The sequence below is a fragment of the Cupriavidus sp. F041 genome (assembly GCF_057814235.1).
Map to the genome: position 1 here is coordinate 2,143,443 of NZ_JBVASY010000002.1, position 20,042 is coordinate 2,163,484.

A 20,042-nucleotide genomic window follows, 5' to 3' on the forward strand; every position below is an offset into this window, starting at 1 on the left:
CCCAGCGAGCGTGAAACGGCGCCCAACGGCCGAAAAACTTGACGAAGTGGCGCGCGGCCTCCGGATTGTAAAAAAACAGAGTCCATCACCCGCACTGGAAGAAGATGCGCCATTCTCACGGCAAGTACTTCAGCAGCCTGCTAGAGGACAATACCGTGCTCGGCCGCTGGTTCGGGAACATCGCTCTTCTCGCCAAGCATATCCATGAGTTCGCGTTCAATCTTCCGGCAGATCTGTGCCATGGGCACGTCATTGGCGTTTCCTTCGAACGGGCTCTCCGTGCTTTCGCCCACCTGCTCCAGCGCGAGGTACATCCACGAGATCATAGTGCTGAATGGAATGACCAGCCAGATCATGTTGCCATGCATGAAGCCTGAAACGCCGGCATTGATCTTTTCGAATTCCGTAAGAATGCCAAAAGGCAGCAGCAGACAAAAAATACGGACAAAGAGCTTATTGATGACCGCATATTGCCTGGGATACGGATAGTCCTTGATACGCTCCGCCCGTCCTTGCTGCGCGAAGAAGCCCTTGATGGATCCTTCCAACTCCAAATAGAAGGCATTGTTGATCTCGCCGGCATCAAGGAACCGCTTGATGGTCGCTGACTGCGTTCCCAGCAACCGGGTTGTCTTGCTTTCGGCATGCGGAAGCGAGTCGAGTTCGGCCTGCGGCAGATACCGCGCAAGCGCCTGTTCCAATGGAGTCTCCCACTCTGGAACCCGGTAGTACTTTCGGTACTCCACGTTGGATACCTTGCCCGCATTTTCCCAGATCCTTGGGGTTCTCAACTGATAGCGGAGCGCCGTCAACCACGCGCAATGCCGGAGAATCAGTTCCCGCCCAGCTGCCTGCCTCGCCAGAAAGTCCCGGCTCATCACACCCAGACATCGGCTGCCATTCAGGATCTCAGTCCAGATTTGCTGCGCCTCCAAGGCTCTGCTGTAGGTCTGCACGTTCCTGAAACCCACGATGAATGACGCGGCCGTGCCCAGGAGCACCACAACCGAGACCGGGATCGACAGCCATTTCAGCCCGAAGAACTGATAAAGAACAACGGGCAGCGAACCGCATGTTAGCGAGGCATAGAGTTGCCGTCTCGACCAGAACGTGAACTCGGATACCGTGTACGATTTTCCCAGGTGCATGGTGCGCATCTCCCGGCAGTGTGACAGCTCGCAGGGCCGCCGTCCGAACTGCCGACAGGCAATATGGCCAAGCGCCCTCACCACTGACAAGATAGCTGCCGGGGACCTGATTCTGCAATGGTGATCTTGCCAAGAACTTGCCCGGGGCTAGCGAGATGATCAAGCAGATCGGAATGCGGGCAGAACAGGGGGCGCCACCCGCAGCACACCAAATGCTGTCCCCCTTCAAGGATGTTTCCTGGGCGATGATCTTCGGTTTGGTCCACGTGGCGCGGGTCCGCAGAAGGCTGCCGTGCGCAGATTAACATATCGATTGCCGTTCGGCTGCTCGAGACAAGACAGGTCGCCTCCTCCGTTCGCTGAAACCCAGCGGCTGACCAGTCTCCGAACGCGCCCTCAGACGCGATACCCGTAGAGTGTGCCGCCGGCTTCGCGCGCGTTGTCCAGCGGATCGCCCGCAAGTTCGCTGCAGGCATTGCCGTTCGGCTGGACTGTGCCGACATGTGGCCCTCCCGCGTGGTCATTGACCGTAGCCAGGGCAAGGTTGGCGGCAGCGGCGAAAGCAGCGGCTGTAAGCGCCCGCATTAGCATGCGTGTGCGAATCATCTGAAATCCCTTAGTTGAGTAGGAAACTTGCAAAGCGCAAATTTCATGAGCAGTTGGCCGGCGGCTGCACGAATACTTGCAAGCGCCGGTCGACGTCCTCGGGCATGCGCGGCCAGTTGAGCGGGCTGGCCAATGCCCTGGTGTCTAACGGTCCCAGCGGGTCCGCAGAAACCCAAGCAGACTGATGGTCGCTGCCACGGCAATGCTGACGGCCACCAGTACGAAAGCGGTATGCAGGCTCGCGTAGCCTTGCAGGACCAGCACCGTGGCAACCAGCGCAAATACGAAGCGCACCACGCTTGCGATCATCGGCCAAAGGATGCGTTGTGCCCCCTGACCTGCAAAGTAGAGCTCGAAGATCACGCCGATCACCGCATAGAAAGGCGCTACCACATGCAGGTATCCTGCGCCGACCGCCACAACGGCGCTGTCGCTGGTAAACAGGCCTAGCCACGATTGCGGGAAGAGCGAGACAACGAGCCCGACTATGCCAACCACGCCGGCAACGAACAGTACGTTCACCATCGCCACGCGCCGCGCACGCGCCACGTTGCCCGCGCCCAGGTTCGTGCCAACCAGCGTGATCGCCGCGGTTCCGAATCCGAACATCACCGGCACCAGCAACATATCGAGACGGGAGGCAATGCCGTAGCCCGCGATGGCGGCGACGCTCACCGCGCCGGCCGCAGCGGTCAGTGCGGTGACTGACATGGCCGACATGACGGCATTGATCGCCGACAGCAAGCCGACGCCGAGGATCGCGCTGAAATGCTTACGTTGTAGCGGATAGCGGCGCAGGCGCAGCGTCGACGAGGGCGAACGCATGTAGACGACCACAACGCTCAGCGCGGCGATATTGCACAGCACTTGGGCGACGCCGGCGCCCGCTACACCCATGCGCGGCGCGCCCAGCCAGCCGTTAATCAGCACGGGTGACAGTATCAGGCCGGCGACCGCGCCACCCAGTATGATCATCGCCGGCACCTTGACGTTGCCGGCTCCGCGCAACGCCGCCTGCAGCAGCATCAGTATCCAGAACAGGATCGCGCCTCCGAACAGGATGTTTGAGTAGCGTACCGCCTGGTCCAGCGATGACCCGCTGCCGCCAAGGCTGCGGTACAGCGCCGGGCCGGCCAACACCACCACCAGGGAGAACAGTCCTCCTGCTACGGCGGCGATGACCACCGTATGCCAGGCCAGGCTTTCCGCCTCATCCTGGCGGCGGGCGCCGGTGGCGCGGGCGATGGCCGACGACACGCCGCCGCCGATGCCGGCACTCGATACCGTGGTCATCAGCAACATGACGGGAACCACCAGCGATGCTGCGGCGATCGCTTTCACGCCCAGTGAACTGACAAAATAGGTCTCGGCGACACTGAGCAAGGTCGTCATGAACAGCACGACGACTGTCGGCAAGGCAAGGCGGATCAAGTTCGGCAACAACGGACCGTGGAGCACTTTGTTGGCCGGAAGGTTGTCAGGAGGCGGAGAACTCTTCTCGGCCTGACTAGCAAGAGCAGCGGACATCATTTTTTTATGCCAAGAAGAAGAGACCGCCCGACAATTGGCCGGGCGATGACAGTGCCATATGCAAGCGCTGATACGCGCCTACGCGCGGATGATCGGCAGGACCGGGATGACTTCCGTGTATCCGGCTGATGAGCTGGGGCTGCGTTCAGCCCAATTCAAAGCCTCTTCCAGCGTCTCGACATTGATCACCACAAAGCCGCCAAAGAGCGCGCGCCCTTCCGGGGATGGGCCATCCTGAACTTTGCGCTGGCCGTCCCGCACCCGCACGGTGCTGGCGTTGCGCGGATCGAGTTGCGTGCCGGCCCGCATGACGCCGGCGGCCGCCATGGCGCCCATATACTGTTTCCACGCTAGCGAGACTTGCTGCCCTTTGAGCGGATCGGCGTGGATTTCATAGCTGTTCGGTGGCTGTTGAAAAGCGAGAACAAATTCCATCGTTGTTTCCTTTTTGAGGCAGGATCAGGCAGGCGTGAACGCGGCCGCGTGGCGGCTAGCGAATTCGGCGGCGGAAATCGGCGCACGGCCGACCAACTGCTGGAAGGTGTCGGTCATGCGGTTGTAGCGGTTGTCGCGATGCAGCTGGGCCATGATGACCAGGTGTGCGATCAGATACGCCGGTTGTTGGAACTCCTGGAGCTTGGCCTCCCAGATCTGCGGTGGGACGTTGACGTATTGGATGGTGCGGCCCAGAGCGCCGCTGAACTCCTGGGCGAGATCGGCCATCGTCAGCGACTGGGGGCCGGTCAGTTCGTAGATCTTGCCGATATGCGGCTCCGGGTTGGCCAGCACAGCAGCGGCGGCAGCCCCCACGTCGGAGGCGGCGATCGGCGAGGTCTTGCCGTCGGCGAACGGCAGGCGGATGGCGTTGTCGTCGCGGATGCCCCTGGCCGCCGGCAGGAACAAGCCTTCGAAGAATGCGGTTGGACGCAGGTAGACCACCGGCAGGCCGGACCAGCGCAGCATCTGCTCTGCGAGCCAGTGCTGCTGCTGTTGCGGGCTGCCGGTGGTCTCTGTCTCGCTCATCTGCGACAGCGTCATCTGAGACAGATTGACGAAGGCCTTCACACCCAGGCTTTTGGCTGTGACCGCGACGTTGGCGGCTGCTTCCAGGTAGTTGGGAGTGACCGACATCGTGAAATACACCACTGAGCAGCCCTGCATGGCCGCGTGTACGGCAACGATGTCGAGCATGTCGGCGACCACGACTTCGGCGCCCAGTTCACGCAGCATGTCGGCGCGCACGTCCAGCCTGCGCACCATGGCGCGTACGCGATGGCCTTGCTCCAGCAGGATGGCGATGGCCGCGCGCGCCGTCGAGCCGACGCTGCCGGCGGCGCCGGTGACGAGGATGGTTTCTTGGGACATGAATCTCTTCCTTGTATCAATGATCAAAATGAAGCCGGTGTAGCTAATGTTGCCGGCACCGGCCGGCGCCGCCGCGTCCAGGCAACCTTGGCGCTCAGAGGCGGCGACACGGCGGACTGGCCTCACCCGGTCAACGCCGCTACGCCTGGCGCAGTCGCTGCTCGGGGAATAGGGTAAAATCCGGTATGTGGAAAAATACATAGTGGCACGGTTTTTTGACTATGTCAAAAAAAACATAGTCATTCCGCGTGCGCGTTGACGCAATCAAGGAGCAATGCGAGTGAGTGATCTGAAGGAAGCCAGGGCAAGCAAGGAAAAGCCGCTGAAGCATGTTCTTCTTGCCGGGATACATTGCCAGCCGCGTTCCGGCTATGAACTGACCAAATGGTTGCAGATGGCGGGCCAGCATTGCTGGTCGGTCGAGCACAGCTCGGTGTACCCGGCTTTGCGAGAACTGGAGACGGATGGACTCATCCAATCGGAGCGCTTGCCGGGAACGCGCGGGCCGGAACGCTCGATCTACAGCATGACCGTTGCTGGCCGCGAGAAACTGACGGCTTGGGTGGCGAATGGCTCACCGCGCCCGGCCATCAAGGACGAACAGATACTGCGGGTGTTGTGCTTCGATTTGCTGCCGCGCGAGACAGCGTTGCAGCAGATCCGTGAGGTGCGTGCGGACCACCAGGTCCAGCTTGAATTTTTTCTCACAAGGCAGGCCGAGCTGAGCGAGGATCAGCTTGGACCGCTGTTGGTGACGCGCCGCGGCGTGCTGGCGGAACAGGCCTATATCGCGTGGTGTGACGAGGTGGCGGAAATGATTGCTCGCAGGCCAGCCTGATGTCCGGCTGAATTCAGGCTGGTGCGCCAGTTACTGGACTTTGCTGGCCGCTGCGATGATCGCGGCGGCAACCGCCTTCGGATGACTCAGCATTGCGACGTGACTTGAATCGACATGCATCGTCGTTGCGCCGATCTGCTTTGCCATTGCTTCCTCTGCTCGCGGATCGATCATGCGATCCTGGTTGGCGACCACGAACCACGACGGCTTCGTGTGCCACGCGGCGATGCTCACCTTGTCGTCCAGAGAGCCCGCGAACCACGGTCCTTGCGTCGCTGCGAGGGTGCGTGCTTGTGCCGGCGTCAGATCCTGGGCGAAATCATTAACCACCGCATCGGTGGACAACGTCAGGAAGTTGGCGGAGTCTTTCCTCAATTTCCCTGCCCAGGCCGGCGCCGGCTTGCCTTTCATCATGTCGTTGACCGATACGCCGCTATCCGGAACGAGAGCGGCTACGTACACGAGCGCCTTGACTTTATCGTCGTTGCCGGCCTGGGTGATCACGAAGCCGCCCCACGAATGGCCTACGAGCACAACCGGACCGGTTTGCAGGCCTATCGCACGCCTGGTTGCCGCCGTATCATCCGCAAGCGAGCTGAGCGGGTTCTGAACCGAAACCACGTGAAGACCGCGCGCTTCGAGCAGCGGGATCACCTTATTCCAGCTCGATCCGTCGGCGAAAGCGCCGTGCACAAGCACGACGTTCGTTCCTTTCAGATCCTGCGGCGGGGCAGCATGGGCCGCGTTCAGCGAAAACGCGCTGGCGAGCAGCATCGCCGATGCGAGACATCTCTTCAACAAACGGTTCATGATGGGCTTTTCCTCAAATGTGTAGAGTGAGCCGTTAGCATCGCAGGCAGCCCGCGCGACACGTTGGCACTTAGTAGCCGGCAACCTCGATCACCGCGTCCGCAAAGGCCTTGGGCGCTTCCTGCGGAAGATTGTGGCCGATTCCGCCTCCGATGGTCCGGTGCGTGTATTTGCCGGAAAATTTCTTCGCATACGCTGCAGGCTCGGGATGAGACGCACCATTGGCGTCGCCTTCGAGAGTGATGGTCGGCACGGTGATAACCGGCGCGGCTGCGAGACGCTTTTCGAGCGCGTCGTACTGCGGCTCCCCGTCCGCAAGACCCAATCGCCAGCGGTAGTTGTAGATCACGATCGCCACGTGATCCGGGTTCTGGAAGGCTTTTGCGGATCGCTCGAACGTCGCATCGTCGAAATGCCATTTCGGCGAAGCGAGTTGCCAGATGAGCTTCGTGAAGTCGTGCCGGTTGGCTTCATAGCCGCGCCTGCCCCGCTCCGTCGCGAAGTAGAACTGGTACCACCACGTGAGCTCCGCCTGCGGCGGCAAGGGCGCCTTGTTGGCTTGCTGGCTGCCGATCAAATAGCCGCTCACCGATACCAGCGCCTTGCAGCGCACCGGCCACAGCGCCGCGACGACGTTGGCCGTGCGCGCACCCCAGTCGAAGCCGCCGATGATCGCCCTCTCGATTTTCAGCGCATCCATCAGCGCGATGACGTCGACGGCGAGCACCGACTGCTGGCCATTGCGGACCGCGTCGCTGGAAAGAAGCCGCGTCGTCCCGTAGCCGCGCAGGTACGGAACCACCACCCGATAGCCCGCCGACGCGAGCCGAGGCGCGACGTCGACGAAGCTGTGGATGTCGTATGGCCAGCCATGGAGCAAGATCACGACCGGGCCGGTACCCGGGCCGACTTCGGCATAACCGACATTCAGAGCGCCAGCATCGATCTGCCTGATCTCGGTGAACGATGCACCCGACGCTGAGGCGTTCGCGCCTGCAGCAAGCCCGCTGGCTTGACTGGACTGTGCGTGCGCCAGCCCGCTCAAGACCAGTTCCATCGCACCTGCGCTGACGGCCGCCGTCCCAACAAAGCGCCGACGACCGGTGTTGATCCGATTCGACATCAGTACCTCTCCTCTTCAGGTCGATTCAATGTGCTCGAATGCGCGCCGCACGCTTCGCTCTCCGCTGAACACGAATGCTTCGCTCCATTGCACCGGGGGACGCGCACGTGCAATGCCGGTAACCGGGCGGATGGCCAGCCCTTGCAACGTGAAGCTTGGCGAACGAAGGGCCACACCAGGATCCGTTATGAAACCAGACCGCGCGGCGCGGCCAGAGGGCTAGCGGCCGTTGAGCAATGCAACACAGAGGGCCATCCCGAACGCGTAAGTTCCCAAGGCCCCGATAGCTCGGGCCGGATTGGGCTTCGTCATCGATGGCCAAGCAAGTAGTCCAACCACCAGGAGCAAGCGGCAGGCAGTTGCACCTGCCATGCACCAGAGCTGCCATTGAGGCGGATTCCGAAAGCCGAGGTACAGAAAAAGCATCGCGAAGAACGGGACGTACTCGGCGGTGTTACCGTGAGCGCGAACCAGTTTCGTTAGCAGCCTATCAGGCTCAGGAGCGTATCCGCTCAGCACGCCGACACGAGAGCGCAGGACCGAGATGGCGAGTCCAAGTGCGAACAAGAGCAGACCAAGCACAGCGGTGCAGGCCAGTGCAGTGCTATTCATTCGACACCCCCTGCCTGACATTCGAAACCAGCCATGCCCCAAGCGACCGCCAGGGTGAGCCGGGGCAGCGCAGCCACGTTCGGGTGAATCGTGTTTCCCTTCGAGCTGTCGGTAGCGCTCATCTGGAGTCCTCATGCCGAGTGGATTGACAGCTCCATGGTAGATGCCCCACCCTGAGGCCTGAATGACGAATTTCCCTCCTTTTAGGACAATATGAAGCGCATCGGAGTCGTGGTGTTCCCGGTTTCCAGATCGTCGATATGGCTGCCGCTTCTGTTTTCGAGATGGCCAACTTCAAGGTGCCGGCCCATGCGATGACTTCGTCGTGCACCGTAGCAATCGCTGCCGCGAGTTCCTCCTTCGCCAACGAGGATGGCAAGCCGCAGAGGCGGATGCAGTGTATGCAGGCAGGAAGGTCTCCTTGCGGATCAATGGAAGAGACTTTCTCTGCGGCGCCGCGCCTGGCCCAATCCCCCCTGATGTGATGCGCCAGGCCGGCGTACAAACAGATCACAAACCAGAGCGCGCCGAAGGCAATCAGGAAGTCATCCATGATCTCTCCGTTTTCTCCGCCATGTCGGCCACCTCGCGGGTCAGCCGTCGCGCTTGCGAGAAAGAGTTGTCAGACGATTTCAATTGAGCTCCTTCATATCAGGTTGAGTTCGGACTGACCCCAGCAACACTCGACGGCCCCATTTCTGGACGGGCTGACGAATCTTCGGCGCTGCTGCTCGCTTCACCACCAGGGCGATGCCGGCCAACTGGGCTATGGCGCCATCGTAAAGCCGCCAACCAGTACATTCAAATAATTGTTATGGATACACTCTGCGATGCTCGGATGCGCTACAAGCAATGTGTCGATCGCCTGTCTCTTGCCTTCACCGACTATCGCGGCGTCCAGGATGCTCCCGACGCACTGAATCGGCCCAGTTGTTTACTTCGCATGCGAATTATATATACTTCGTATGCGAAGTTACATTGCATGCCTGCACGGCATTGCGCAACCCATCTGGAGACCTACCATGAGCTTGGAAATTCGTGTTGACCTTACCAGCGGCGTTCTGACCATTACGCTTGCCCGGCCGGACAAGAAGAATGCGTTGACGAACGAGATGTACGGCGCACTCGCCGACACTATCGAGCAGGCACAGCAGGACCGCAATATCCGGGTATTGCTGCTGCAGGGGGACGGGGACATTTTTACGGCGGGCAATGATGTGGGCGAATTCGCAGCGATAGCGGCAGGAAATGGCCCCGGCGAACGCCACGTGCACCGCTTTCTGCGCGCCCTTGCCAACTCGACCGTACCGATTGTCGCCGCGGTCAACGGCAAGGCCGTCGGCGTCGGCACCACCATGCTGCTGCATTGCGATTACGTCGTGCTCGCGCAGGACGCGCTACTGATCACGCCCTTCGTCAACCTTGCCCTCGTTCCGGAGGCGGCTTCAAGTTACCTGCTTCCCCTGCGCATCGGGCACGTCAGGGCCTTCGAGATGTTCGCGCTGGGCGAGCCGCTTGACGCGCAAACCGCCGTGGCGTGGGGCATCGCGAACAAAGTTTGCGCCAATGACCAACTGCGGGCGGATGCGCGCCTGATGGCCGAAAAGATTGCCGCCAGGCCCGCCGGCTCGCTGAGCGCAATGAAAAAGCTCATGCGCGACGCGGAAAGACTGGTTTCGCAGATGAACAGCGAAAGCGCCAGGTTCGAGGAGCGGCTATCCAGTGCCGAAGCCAAGGAAGCATTCTCGGCCTTCGCCGAGAAGCGCAAACCGGACTTCACCAAGGTCGCCCAGCAGTAAATCGAGTGACTCGCTGTCCGGCCGCTGCCCAGGTTACAACTCGCCTTCGTCGGCGGCCGGAAACTTCGTCTGCAGGCTGGTCAGCCACCGCGCTACCACGTCAATTTCGGCCGCGGTGAAACCTTCGGTCAGCCTGGCATTTGTTTCCTTCATGCCAGCCTTCGAACGCCGGCGAGCCGAGCGTCCTGCCTCCGTCAACCATAGGCGCGATGCACGGCGATCGGTCTCGTCCGGCCGGCGCTCGATCAGGCCCGCCCTTTCGGTCCGGTCAGCCAGACCGCTCATCCCGGGTGCGCCCAGATCTAGCGCTGCGGCAGCCTCGCCCATCAGCGCTCCGTCGTTCCTGCCCAGAAAGAAAAGCAGCCCAGCCTGGGCCGCTGTCACGCCACCCGCGGCCGTGCGCGCTTGTGACCACCGATGCAGTCGACGCTGGCCGACGTTCAATAGATAGACGAGTCGATGCTCCATGTCTTTGACGGATAAAAGATGCCATTTAGTTCACATGCGAATTTTATCACGTGCCCGGTGCCCGACTTTGGTCGGTCACGGCAATGAACTTCTGTCGACTCCGCCGACGCCTCACCTCGAAGGTTCGCCATCCTTGGTAGCAATCAATTCTTTCGGCGTCAGCGGGATCAAGAGCAGGATCAGTGCGTACACCACGGTCGTCGCGATCACACAATATGTGAATCCGTGCGTTGAGCTGCTGTTATAAATCCATGAGCCCAATAGATCGCCGGCACGCGCCGAGAGCGCGAGAACGCCTTCCACCAGCATCATCAAGGTTCCTTGCAAGCCTGGCGGGCAGGACCGCATCGCGAGATCGAAGTATGCTGCCGTGGCTACACCGCCCATCAGCCCTATCGGTGCCGCCAATACAAGCGCGAGATTCGCAGAGTGAATGAATGCCAGCGGAATCATCTGCGGCACTGCGACGATCGTTCCCCACCACAGCAGCTTGTTCAGCGATACTCTCTTGCACAGAAAGCCATACAGCAGAAATGTCGGGATGAACGCGGCGGCAAAGATCCCGTTGTAGTACGAGTAAACGGAATCCGATGCATGCAGCTCATTGGTCAGATAGAACTGCAGCGGAGTGGCCGATCCTGGCGCAAAGTTCCACAGAAAGCAGATGAGAACCGCTGGATAAATGGCCTTATGCTTCGCCAGCCGCCTGACATTCCCAACAAGATCTGCGCCCCTGGCTTGCGGGTGCTCGTAGATATGGCCGAAGACGGAAACGGGCTTCCAGAGTCCCATCACGGCAATCAATAAAGTGAACATCGCAGCCAGGAAGAAGGCTTCTTTCGCGGCAAGATGATCGGAGAAGTACCCGGAAGCGAACGCTCCCGCAACGACCGGGACGGAGCTGACCACATTCAACAGAGCGCTCAGGCGCCCGGACATGAGCTTCTCCTGGCCCACCAGAGCGACCAGCCCCTGATAGGCTGCGGCGATAAATCGGGACGACAGCATTGCCAGCAGCATCCCGATGACCAGTCCCGCGTATGAGAAACCCGAAAACGCCATCCAGATGAATGCCAGCGCGGTCGCCGGAGCGAACATCAGGAAGAAGCCGCGATCGCGCAATCCCAGCGGGTTCCATTGGTCGCGCGCGAGGCCGAAAGCGAACGCAAAGTACACGGGTATGCCCGTAACCAGCCGGAATGTCGAGATCTGCGTCGCCGTCGCATGCAACTGGTTCTTGAGCATGTACGACGTCTGTATGTCAACCAGATAACCGGCCGGCGTTGCCAGATAGATGAACAGGGTCAGCCAACCGAAATACAGCAGGGTTCGGTCGCTGCCCTCGGAACCATTAGTTGGGGGTGGAAAAATTTCAGCCCGATAGGCGCGTTTGGAGTTCTTGGACATGGGGGAACACGTACACGTTCTCAAAAAACCAATCCAAGGTGCACCCGTGAATGTGCGGGCTGCTCCACCGGGCAACGGTAACTTAATACAGCGATCAGCGCGGAAAAGTATAGGTAAAAAATAGGATTTGATGTTCCGATGCCTACCGCATCGAAGCGAGAGCACATTTCGGACGCACACGCTTACTCGCTTGTACCTCTGGACAGCCAGTTGGGGTCGCCAGACGTCGACCTTCTCCTGCCCTTGGTTGGCCGAAGTCGGCTGTGGAATCAACAGGTCGATGCAACGGATTGTCCAGATCGCCGCCCACGCTTGAGGACTAGCTGGCACACGACGCGCGTTCTTCTCTCTCCACACCGTTCCGGGCTTCAATGGCTCTGATGCTGGCCATGGGCCTTCGGCCATGCGCTCATCGTGCGCTTCGAGCGCGCGGGAGGGACGCAATGCCCCCCGCCGCCGAGAACTTGCGCGTACTCCCGGAGGCTCGCGACCTGGATACCTTCCTGGAGGCCACGATCCGCGCCGCCAGCCAGGGCTGGTGCGGCCGCCACGGAGCGTCCAGGCTCGCGTACAAGCGCAACTACGCGCCAGGCCTTGCTGCGTCGCAGCACGAAAAACCATCCTTTAGGTGGGCTGCTCATCCGCCCGCGCCTGTTGCAATGTCTCCACCGCCGATCACAGGCGGACAGGAGACAACGACATGATCGAACTACAGGGCCGCAACGCCCTCATCACCGGTGCGGCGCAGGGGCTCGGCCTTGCCATCGCCCGGTTGTTCGTCGAGCGCGGCGCACGGGTAATGCTGGCCGACATCGACGAGGCCGGGGCTGCCAGCGCCGCGGACGAACTGGGCCCGCAGGCGCGTTTCGTGCCCTGCGACGTCACCAAGGGCGCCGACTGGGCCCGCGCGGTGGAGGCGGCCACGGCCGCCTTCGGCAGCCTCGACACGCTGGTCAACAACGCCGGCATCGAGATCGTCAAGCCGCTGTTCGACCAGAGCGAGGAAGAGGTCGGCCGCCTCATGAGCATCAACGTCATGGGCGTGTTCCTTGGCATGAAGCACTCGCTGGGCGCGCTTGCCGCCTCGGGCAAGGGTGCGGTGGTCAACATCTCGTCGCTGGCCGGCACCAACGGTGTGCCGCTGTTCGGCTCCTACGCGGCCTCGAAATCGGCCGTGATCCAGCTCACGCGCACGGCCGCGGCCGAGCTGCGTCCCGCCGGCATCCGCGTCAACGCGGTCTGCCCCGGCTTCGTCAGTACCGCAATGGTGGACCGGCTGATCCCCACCGTGGAAGCCATCGTCGGGGTGCCCTTCAGCGCGCTGGTCGCGGTGAAGCAATTGCGCCTTGGCACGCCGCAAGAAGTGGCCGAAATGACCGCGTTCCTTGCATCCGACGCCGCCAGCTGGACCACCGGCTCCCACTACATCATGGACGGCGGGCTGTCTGCCGGATTGCTATGAGCAAGCTACTTCTCCAGGACAAGGCGGCGATCATCACCGGCGCCGGCCGCGGGCTCGGCGAAGCCATTGCCCGCGCGTATGCGGCCGAAGGCGCCAAGGTCATCGTGTCGGACCTCAACCTGGCCGTGGCACAGCGGGTCGCGGCCACGCTGCCGGGCGCCAGCGCCGTGGCCTGCGACGTTCGCGTGCCCGAGCAGGTCGAGGCCCTGGTCGCCGCCTGCGTGCAGCAACACGGCCGGCTCGACATCATGGTGCCCAACGCCGGCATCGCCGTGGTCGCCCCGCTCGCGACGCAAAGCTACGCGCAGTGGCGCGAGGTCACCTCGACCAACCTTGACGGCGTCTTCCTCTGCATCCGCTACGCGGCGCCCGCCCTGATCGCGGCCGGCGGCGGCAGCATCATCACGATGGCGTCGGTCACCGCGAAGGCGGCCTGCGCGCTGATCGGCAGCTATGCCGCGGCCAAGGCCGGCGTGGTGTCGCTCACGCAGACGGCGGCGATTGAATTGCGCGCAAAGAATATACGCGTCAATGCCATCCTGCCGGGTTTCGTCGACACAGAGCTGGTCAGCTCGCACCGGTTCGAGTTCGAGCAGCAGTTGAACATCCCCGACTTCAACGCCGTCATCGCGCAGCGCCAGGGCCGCTACGGCACGCCAGAGGAAGTCGCCCAGCTCGCGGTATTCCTCGCCTCGGAACGCTCGAGCTTCTCCAACGGCAGCGGCTACGTCCTGGACGGCGGCGTGAGCTCGTCCCTTCTCTGATCATCATCCCTTCAGGAGCCATTCCATGAGCAACAACAAGAAACCGGTCGTCGTCTATGGCGCCAGCGGCTACACCGGCCGCCTGGTGTGCGAGTACCTGCGCGAGTACGGCATCCCCTTCATCGCGGCCGGGCGTAGCGCGGAAAAGCTCCACGCGGCCATGAAATCCAATGTGCCTGGCATCGAGACCGCCGACTACGAAGTCGTCGAAGTGCAGCACAACACGGAAGCGCTGACCGAGCTGTTCCGCGGCGCCTCCGTGGTGCTCAATACCGTCGGCCCGTTCGCGAAGTTCGGGCCGGAAGTGGTCCAGGCCTGCCTGGCCGCCAAGTGCCACTACACGGACACCACCGGCGAGCAGGACTGGCTGATCACGCTCGACGAACAGTACGGCGCGAAGTTCGCGCAAGCCGGGCTGCTGCTGTCGCCCGGCCTGGCACAGATGTACACCACCGGCGAGATCGCCGCGCAGCTGTGCCTGGAGATGCCGGGACTGGACACGCTGGACATCGCCGTGTTCTGGGGCGGCAGCCCGACCATCGCCTCGACCCAGACCATCCTGGTCAACGCGGCGACCTCCAAGGCCTTCCACCTGCAGCAGAACCGGCTCGTCGAGTGGCAGCCCGACGCGGGCCTCTACAATCTCGCGATCCCGGGCCAGCACGAGATGGCGCTGGCCCTGCCGTGGGGCGGCACCTCGCACCCGGTGTGGTTCAGGAAGGACCCGCGCGTGGCCAACGTCAAGGTGCTGGGCGGGGTGTTCAACAAGCCGCTGATGCTGGGCGTGCCGAAGATCGTCGAGGCCGCCCTCAAGGCCACCGAAGGCATGGACCCCGACGAGCGCTATGCCGCACTGGCCCAGACCGCAGCCGGCGTGATGAACAGCATGCCGCCGCGCGAAAACCCGCGCCTCAACAAGTCGGTCGACTCGGTGCACGCCTCGGGCCCGCTCGGACGCGCGCACTGCGTGATCTTCGGCAACTGCAACTACAAGCAGACCGGCCTGCTGCAGGCGTATGCTGCCCACGCGCTGCTGCAGCAGGCGCCGAAACGGGTCGGCTTTGCCTCGGGCTGCCAGGCCTTCGGGCATCAAGAGCTACTGGGCCAGTTGCGCAGCTTTGGCCTGGTGGCGAAGCCCGAACTGATCGTTCACCACTGAGGCGGGCCGGCACCCATGACCAAGGCTCTCTTGCCTCTGCGGAACCTGGCCGATATCGAGGCGCTGGAACGGTTACCGATCGAGAGCCGGCTAGCGCAGCCGGTGTCGAGCTATGCCGCGCTGCGCCGCGCGGCCGCCGCCACCCCGCGCGCGCCCGCCCTCACCTTTGTGCCTTCGGGCGACCCGGCCGACGGCGAAGTGCGTTACGACTACGCCGCGCTTGCCGAGCGCGTCACCCAGGCCGCGAATGCCTTCGCGAGCCTCGGCGTGGGCCGGCGCGACGTGGTCTCGTACCTGCTGCCCAACCTGCCCGAGACGCACTTCACGCTGTGGGGCGCCGAGGCCGTGGGCATCGTCAACCCCGTCAACCCGTATCTGGAAGTCGACCACATGGCCGGCATCCTGAATGCGGCCGGCACCGTGGTTCTGGTGGCACAGGGACGCCAGGACCAGGCCGGCATCTGGGAGAAGGTGGAGGCGCTGCGCAGCCGGGTGCCAAGCCTGCGTGCCGTGGTGCGCGTTGGCGGACTGGGCGACTGCCCGCCGTGGGCAGTGGATTTCGATGCCCTGCTGGCCGCGCAGCCCGCCGATGAGCTGATCGGTGAGCCGCCGCAGGGCGATCACGTTGCCTCCTATTTCCACACCGGCGGCACCACCGGTACGCCCAAGCTGGCGCGGCGCACCCATTTCAACGAGGCCGCCAATGCCTGGGGCGTGGCCACCGCGGTGGCGATGAGCCCGGCGGATACGCTGCTCTGCGGCCTGCCGCTGTTCCACTCCAACGCGATGATGGTCACGGGCCTGGCGCCATTCAGCGTCGGTGCCCATGTGGTGCTGCTGTCGACCGCGGGCTACCGCGACCCGCGCACCTTCGCGGCCTTCTGGCGCTCGGTGCAGCGCTACCGTGCGACGCTGTTCAGCGCGGTGCCGACCGTGCTCTCGGCGCTGCTCAATGTGCCGCGCGAGGGTGCCGACCTGAGTTCGCTGCGGTTCGCCATTTGCGGCGCGGCACCGCTCTCGCCCGAACTTCTCCAGCGTTTCGAGAGCGCAACCGGCCTCAAGCTGCTCGAAGGCTACGGCATGACCGAAGCCACTTGCGTCAGCTCGCTGAACCCTCGCGACGGCGAGCGTGCGGTCGGCTCCATCGGACTGCGCATGCCCTACCAGCAGATGAAAGTCGCGCACCTCGGCACCGACGGCGAGGTGCAGCGCGAGGCCGCGGTCGACGAGATCGGGACCATCCTGCTGCGCGGCCCTTATGTGTTCTCCGGCTACGTAAAGGACAGCGACAACCACGGCGTCTGCCTCTCCGACGGCTGGCTCAACACCGGCGACCTTGGACGCCAGGACGCGCAGGGCTACTTCTGGCTCACGGGCCGGGCCAAGGACCTGATCATCCGCGGCGGCCACAACATCGACCCGAGCATGATCGAGGAAGGCCTGATGCGGCATCCAGCGGTCGAGCTTGCCGCCGCGGTCGGCAAGCCGGACGGCTATGCGGGCGAGCTGCCGATGGCCTATGTGACGCTGCGCAAGGGGCAGGCCTGCGAGGCCGCCGAACTGCTGGCGCATGCCTGCGCCACCATCGCGGAGCGCGCCGCGGTGCCGGTCGACGTGGTGATCCTGGAGGCCATACCGCTGACGGCCATCAACAAGATCTTCAAGCCGAAGCTGCGCGAACTGGCGATCGCCAAGGCGCTGGCGGATACGCTGCACAAGGTCTGCGGCGCCATCGAGGTGCAGGTGGATGTGCAGCCGCACGCGAAGTATGGGATTGAATCGCATGTGGTCGCGCATCGCCCTGCCGGCGCGCAGGGCGTGGACTTGATGCGGCTGGCCGAGGCCGAACTCGGACGCCTGCCGCTGCGCTGGCGCATCGAATGGCAAGACGCGCTGGCGTGAGCCCGGCGGCTTGCGAAAGCGGGCATGCGCCTGCCAGGTGCGGCGCTGGCCGGCGTGGGGGTGTGGGTTGACGCCCGGGTTGACGCCGGGTATGGCAAACTGGGCCGCCAAAGACCGACCGGGGACATCCAGCATGGCGCAGCAACAGGCACGTGGAAGGCGTTCGGCCGAGACATCGGCCGCGGTGCTGGTCGAGGCCAAGCTGGCTCCGCCGCAGCTCTCATCGCGCCTGCTGGCGCGCCCGCAACTCTCGAGCCTGCTGCATGCGGGCTTGGCGCAGCACCTGCTCAGCGTGACGGCGCCGGCCGGCTATGGCAAGACCACGGCGCTGGCCCAGTTCGTCGCGCAACTGGAGCCGCTCGGTATCACAACGGCCTGGCTCAGCCTCGACGCCGAGGATAACGATCCGCTGCGTTTCATGCGCTACCTTGCTGCGGCGCTGCACCATGCCGACGCGCGCCTGGGGCGCAACACGCTCGCGCAGGCCGATGGCGGCAACATGGCCTCGCTCGATGCGCTGGTGACATCGCTGCTGCACGATCTGCTAGGCCACGACCGGCGACTGATGCTGGTGCTCGACGACTTCCACCTGGTGCAGCACGAAGGCCTGCACCGCAAGCTGGAATGGCTTATCGCGCATCTCCCGCCCAACATCGGCCTGGTGCTGGCCAGTCGCACGCGGCTGCCGCTTTCGGTAAGCCAGTTGCGCTTGCGTGGCGAGCTGCTCGAACTCGATGCCATGCATTTCGGTCTCGGCCTGGACGAGGCCGCCGACTTCGTCGGCCGCGTCAGCGGCACTCCGCTCGACCGCGCGCAAGTCGAGACGCTGCATGACCTCACCGAAGGCTGGATCGCCGGATTGCAGCTGGCATCCCTCGCGCTGCGCGAGTCCGACGACCGCAGGGCCTTCCTTGCGGATTTCTCGGGCACCGACCGCGACATCACCGACTACCTCGGCGAACAGGTGCTCGACAGCCTGCGGCCCGACCTGCGCGCGTTCCTCCTGCGCACGTCCGGGTTGGACCGCTTTTGCGCCGAGCTCTGCGACGAGGTGCTGGACCGCGACGACAGCCGCGCGATGCTGGCCGAAGTCCAGAGCCGCAACCTGTTCCTCTCGGGCCTGGACCGCTCGCGCACCTGGTTCCGCTACCACCACTTGTTCGCCGACTACCTGCGCGGCCGGGCGCGCGAGCTGCCTGGCGACGCAATGCTCGCGGTCCACCTGCGCGCCAGCGACTGGTTCCATCGCCACAAGCTGCCGCATGAGGCGGTGCGCCATGCGTTCGAGGCCCACGACCTGGAGCGCGCGGCCGACCTCGTCGCCTCGTTCTCGGGCGAGCTGGTGCAACACCGCGGCGAACACGCCACCCTGCTGGGTTGGCTGACCCGCCTGCCGCAGGCGCTGGTGCATGCGCGGCCGAAGATCCGCACCGGGCATGCCTGGTCGCTGGTGCTCACGCGGCGCTACCCCGAGGCCGAACAGGAACTGCGCGCACTCGAAGCCGCCTGCTCGGACAGCGGTGCGGTAGACGACGAGGGCGCGCTGCGCAGCGTGATCGAGATGATCCGCTGCGTCTACTGGGCCCATACCGGCGAGCCGCTACTCGCCAAGTCGCGCAGCGAAGCCTGGCTGCGCAGTTGGCCACACGCCGACTCCTTCCTGACCGGCGTGGTCGCCAACGTGCTAGCAAGCGGCTGCTGCGAGTCCGATGCCTTCGAGCAGGGTATCCAGGCCCTTGCCGTCGCCCGGCGCGCATTCGAGGAATGCCGCGCCGACTACGGCCTGGCCTGGGCCTCGGCGCTGGCGATGATGATCGCCATGCGCCGCGGTGATCAGCACGAGGCGATGGCACAGGCGAAGGCCGGCATCGCCATCGTCGTGCGCAGCCTCGGTGTCGCGTCGTACGCTGGGTCGATGCTCACTTTGCTGGCCGCCGAAGTCTGCTATGAACAGAACGACCTGGCGCAGGCGCAGCGCTTTATCGACCAGGGCCTGCCCTTCATCGACGAGCACGGCCTGGTCGAGATGACCACGGCTGGCTACCTCACGCGCGCGCGGCTGCTGCGCCTGCGCGGCGAGCACACGGCAGCCGATGCCTGCCTGCTTGAAGGCGAGTCGCTGGGTCATCGGCTCAGGCTGCCGCGACTCTCGCTGATCCTGGCGGCCGAGCGCTGCATGCTGCGGCTGCAGGCGGGGGCACCGGACGATGCGCTCAAGCTCGCCCAATCGTATGGCCTCGTCGCGCGTGGCGCGGACACCGCGCCGCTGCTGGCGGCCGCCGACGAGGACATCGTCTGCCTGATGCGGCTGCGCCTGCGTTTCGCGCACGGCGCCGGGCCCGGCCCGTTCGGCGCGCTCAACGATGCCATCCGCCGCGCACAGCGCGACGGCCATCAGGGCCAACTGGCGCGCCTGCTGGCCCTCAAGGCGGTGCAGCAGCACCGCGCGGGTGACCGGGCGCAGGCACTGCGTACGCTGGACGAGGCCTTGCAGCTTGCCGCGCAGCACGGCTTGCTGCGCAGCCTGCTCGATGCCGATGCCCTGCTGCTTGTCATGGTGGAAACCATGGCTGCGGGCCGCGATGAACTGCAGGGCGCCACCGATACGCGGGTGCCGCTGGACTACCTGCAGCAGTTGCTCCAGGCGGCCGGCCGCGGCGTGACGGGCGTGCGAAGCGCGCCGCCCACGCCGGCCGGCACCATGGAGCTGACGGAGCGCGAACTGAAGATCCTGCGCCTGCTCAAGGCTGGCCTTGGCAACCGCGAACTGGCGCAGAGCCTGTTCGTGTCGGAAGCCACGGTCAAATGGCACCTTCACAACATCTTTGCGAAGCTCGGCGTGCGCAACCGCACGAGCGCGCTAGCGCGCGCGCAGGAGAACTCACTGCTCTGATCCGCGAAGTCCCGTACCCGGCCTCTTTCGCCGCCTGATGCTGCCTATCAATGCCAGAAATCTGGATGCAGCCAGGCGAAAAAAAAAGCCCGCAAAATCGCGGGCTTAGATCACTTACTGCCTGTCATTGCCAGGTGGCGCCAGAAAATGCACCAA

General features: G+C 63.7%; 18 protein-coding genes. 7 read left to right on the forward strand and 11 right to left on the reverse strand.

The genetic code is table 11. The features are described 5' to 3' along the window. Positions 1 to 140: 140 nt before the first annotated feature. The 5 genes from ACZY0R_RS27190 to ACZY0R_RS27210 form a co-directional block, all read right to left on the reverse strand. Positions 141 to 1,148, reverse strand: a complete 1,008-nt coding sequence (locus ACZY0R_RS27190; protein ID WP_488862753.1) for a bestrophin family protein — start codon at positions 1,146 to 1,148, stop codon at positions 141 to 143. A gap of 396 nt (positions 1,149 to 1,544) precedes the next feature. Further along, positions 1,545 to 1,754, reverse strand: a complete 210-nt coding sequence (locus tag ACZY0R_RS27195) for a hypothetical protein (protein ID WP_488862755.1) — start codon at positions 1,752 to 1,754, stop codon at positions 1,545 to 1,547. A 144-nt stretch (positions 1,755 to 1,898) separates the two neighbouring features. After that, the gene (locus ACZY0R_RS27200) at positions 1,899 to 3,284 is read right to left on the reverse strand and encodes an MATE family efflux transporter (RefSeq protein ID WP_488862757.1); all 1,386 of its coding nucleotides are present in this window, start codon (positions 3,282 to 3,284) and stop codon (positions 1,899 to 1,901) included. 78 nt (positions 3,285 to 3,362) lie between these two features. After that, on the reverse strand, positions 3,363 to 3,719 hold the full coding sequence (locus ACZY0R_RS27205) for a YciI family protein (protein WP_488862759.1): 357 nt from the start codon (positions 3,717 to 3,719) through the stop codon (positions 3,363 to 3,365). 24 nt (positions 3,720 to 3,743) lie between these two features. After that, entirely contained in the window at positions 3,744 to 4,649 is a 906-nt protein-coding gene (locus ACZY0R_RS27210) for an NmrA family NAD(P)-binding protein (RefSeq protein WP_488862761.1), read from the reverse strand. Positions 4,650 to 4,923: 274 nt separating this feature from the next. On the opposite strand from ACZY0R_RS27210, the gene ACZY0R_RS27215 reads away from it, so the two are divergent. After that, on the forward strand, positions 4,924 to 5,487 hold the full coding sequence (locus ACZY0R_RS27215) for a PadR family transcriptional regulator (RefSeq protein ID WP_488862763.1): 564 nt from the start codon (positions 4,924 to 4,926) through the stop codon (positions 5,485 to 5,487). 30 nt (positions 5,488 to 5,517) lie between these two features. Here the strand turns inward: ACZY0R_RS27215 and ACZY0R_RS27220 are convergent, their stop codons facing one another. The 4 genes from ACZY0R_RS27220 to ACZY0R_RS27235 form a co-directional block, all read right to left on the reverse strand. Continuing rightward, positions 5,518 to 6,297, reverse strand: coding sequence for an alpha/beta fold hydrolase (locus ACZY0R_RS27220; RefSeq protein ID WP_488862765.1), 780 nt, complete (start codon positions 6,295 to 6,297; stop codon positions 5,518 to 5,520). Positions 6,298 to 6,367: 70 nt separating this feature from the next. Then, positions 6,368 to 7,420: an alpha/beta fold hydrolase gene (locus ACZY0R_RS27225; RefSeq protein WP_488862767.1), complete on the reverse strand. Its 1,053-nt coding sequence runs from the start codon at positions 7,418 to 7,420 to the stop codon at positions 6,368 to 6,370. Positions 7,421 to 7,639: 219 nt separating this feature from the next. Further along, positions 7,640 to 8,032: an MAPEG family protein gene (locus ACZY0R_RS27230; protein ID WP_045241456.1), complete on the reverse strand. Its 393-nt coding sequence runs from the start codon at positions 8,030 to 8,032 to the stop codon at positions 7,640 to 7,642. A gap of 118 nt (positions 8,033 to 8,150) precedes the next feature. Then, positions 8,151 to 8,585: a hypothetical protein gene (locus ACZY0R_RS27235; RefSeq protein WP_488862769.1), complete on the reverse strand. Its 435-nt coding sequence runs from the start codon at positions 8,583 to 8,585 to the stop codon at positions 8,151 to 8,153. A gap of 469 nt (positions 8,586 to 9,054) precedes the next feature. On the opposite strand from ACZY0R_RS27235, the gene ACZY0R_RS27240 reads away from it, so the two are divergent. Beyond that, positions 9,055 to 9,831: an enoyl-CoA hydratase gene (locus ACZY0R_RS27240; RefSeq protein WP_488862771.1), complete on the forward strand. Its 777-nt coding sequence runs from the start codon at positions 9,055 to 9,057 to the stop codon at positions 9,829 to 9,831. Positions 9,832 to 9,864: 33 nt separating this feature from the next. Here ACZY0R_RS27240 and ACZY0R_RS27245 read toward each other — a convergent pair whose 3' ends face one another. Both ACZY0R_RS27245 and ACZY0R_RS27250 read right to left on the reverse strand, forming a co-directional pair. Beyond that, on the reverse strand, positions 9,865 to 10,299 hold the full coding sequence (locus tag ACZY0R_RS27245) for a MarR family winged helix-turn-helix transcriptional regulator (protein WP_045241458.1): 435 nt from the start codon (positions 10,297 to 10,299) through the stop codon (positions 9,865 to 9,867). Positions 10,300 to 10,410: 111 nt separating this feature from the next. After that, entirely contained in the window at positions 10,411 to 11,706 is a 1,296-nt protein-coding gene (locus ACZY0R_RS27250) for an MFS transporter (RefSeq protein WP_488862773.1), read from the reverse strand. Positions 11,707 to 12,406: 700 nt separating this feature from the next. Between ACZY0R_RS27250 and ACZY0R_RS27255 the strand changes: the two genes are divergently transcribed. From ACZY0R_RS27255 to ACZY0R_RS27275, 5 genes are all read left to right on the forward strand, one after another. Further along, complete coding sequence (locus ACZY0R_RS27255; protein WP_488862775.1) at positions 12,407 to 13,168, forward strand: SDR family NAD(P)-dependent oxidoreductase; 762 nt, start codon at positions 12,407 to 12,409, stop codon at positions 13,166 to 13,168. Continuing rightward, positions 13,165 to 13,932, forward strand: a complete 768-nt coding sequence (locus ACZY0R_RS27260) for an SDR family NAD(P)-dependent oxidoreductase (protein ID WP_488862777.1) — start codon at positions 13,165 to 13,167, stop codon at positions 13,930 to 13,932. The genes ACZY0R_RS27255 and ACZY0R_RS27260 overlap by 4 nt, the downstream gene beginning before the upstream one ends. Positions 13,933 to 13,957: 25 nt before the next feature. Beyond that, positions 13,958 to 15,091: a DUF5938 domain-containing protein gene (locus tag ACZY0R_RS27265; protein WP_488862779.1), complete on the forward strand. Its 1,134-nt coding sequence runs from the start codon at positions 13,958 to 13,960 to the stop codon at positions 15,089 to 15,091. A gap of 15 nt (positions 15,092 to 15,106) precedes the next feature. Beyond that, complete coding sequence (locus ACZY0R_RS27270; protein ID WP_488862781.1) at positions 15,107 to 16,993, forward strand: acyl-CoA synthetase; 1,887 nt, start codon at positions 15,107 to 15,109, stop codon at positions 16,991 to 16,993. Positions 16,994 to 17,126: 133 nt separating this feature from the next. Continuing rightward, positions 17,127 to 19,886: a winged helix-turn-helix domain-containing protein gene (locus tag ACZY0R_RS27275; RefSeq protein ID WP_488862783.1), complete on the forward strand. Its 2,760-nt coding sequence runs from the start codon at positions 17,127 to 17,129 to the stop codon at positions 19,884 to 19,886. The last annotated feature ends 156 nt before the right edge of the window (positions 19,887 to 20,042 follow it).

Coding starts and splice junctions, on each gene's coding strand:
- ACZY0R_RS27190 (WP_488862753.1), bottom strand. CDS start 1,148: ATGCACCTGGGAAAATCGTACACGGTATCCGAGTTCACGTTCTGGTCG.
- ACZY0R_RS27195 (WP_488862755.1), bottom strand. CDS start 1,754: ATGATTCGCACACGCATGCTAATGCGGGCGCTTACAGCCGCTGCTTTC.
- ACZY0R_RS27200 (WP_488862757.1), bottom strand. CDS start 3,284: ATGATGTCCGCTGCTCTTGCTAGTCAGGCCGAGAAGAGTTCTCCGCCT.
- ACZY0R_RS27205 (WP_488862759.1), bottom strand. CDS start 3,719: ATGGAATTTGTTCTCGCTTTTCAACAGCCACCGAACAGCTATGAAATC.
- ACZY0R_RS27210 (WP_488862761.1), bottom strand. CDS start 4,649: ATGTCCCAAGAAACCATCCTCGTCACCGGCGCCGCCGGCAGCGTCGGC.
- ACZY0R_RS27215 (WP_488862763.1), top strand. CDS start 4,924: ATGCGAGTGAGTGATCTGAAGGAAGCCAGGGCAAGCAAGGAAAAGCCG.
- ACZY0R_RS27220 (WP_488862765.1), bottom strand. CDS start 6,297: ATGAACCGTTTGTTGAAGAGATGTCTCGCATCGGCGATGCTGCTCGCC.
- ACZY0R_RS27225 (WP_488862767.1), bottom strand. CDS start 7,420: ATGTCGAATCGGATCAACACCGGTCGTCGGCGCTTTGTTGGGACGGCG.
- ACZY0R_RS27230 (WP_045241456.1), bottom strand. CDS start 8,032: ATGAATAGCACTGCACTGGCCTGCACCGCTGTGCTTGGTCTGCTCTTG.
- ACZY0R_RS27235 (WP_488862769.1), bottom strand. CDS start 8,585: ATGGATGACTTCCTGATTGCCTTCGGCGCGCTCTGGTTTGTGATCTGT.
- ACZY0R_RS27240 (WP_488862771.1), top strand. CDS start 9,055: ATGAGCTTGGAAATTCGTGTTGACCTTACCAGCGGCGTTCTGACCATT.
- ACZY0R_RS27245 (WP_045241458.1), bottom strand. CDS start 10,299: ATGGAGCATCGACTCGTCTATCTATTGAACGTCGGCCAGCGTCGACTG.
- ACZY0R_RS27250 (WP_488862773.1), bottom strand. CDS start 11,706: ATGTCCAAGAACTCCAAACGCGCCTATCGGGCTGAAATTTTTCCACCC.
- ACZY0R_RS27255 (WP_488862775.1), top strand. CDS start 12,407: ATGATCGAACTACAGGGCCGCAACGCCCTCATCACCGGTGCGGCGCAG.
- ACZY0R_RS27260 (WP_488862777.1), top strand. CDS start 13,165: ATGAGCAAGCTACTTCTCCAGGACAAGGCGGCGATCATCACCGGCGCC.
- ACZY0R_RS27265 (WP_488862779.1), top strand. CDS start 13,958: ATGAGCAACAACAAGAAACCGGTCGTCGTCTATGGCGCCAGCGGCTAC.
- ACZY0R_RS27270 (WP_488862781.1), top strand. CDS start 15,107: ATGACCAAGGCTCTCTTGCCTCTGCGGAACCTGGCCGATATCGAGGCG.
- ACZY0R_RS27275 (WP_488862783.1), top strand. CDS start 17,127: ATGGCGCAGCAACAGGCACGTGGAAGGCGTTCGGCCGAGACATCGGCC.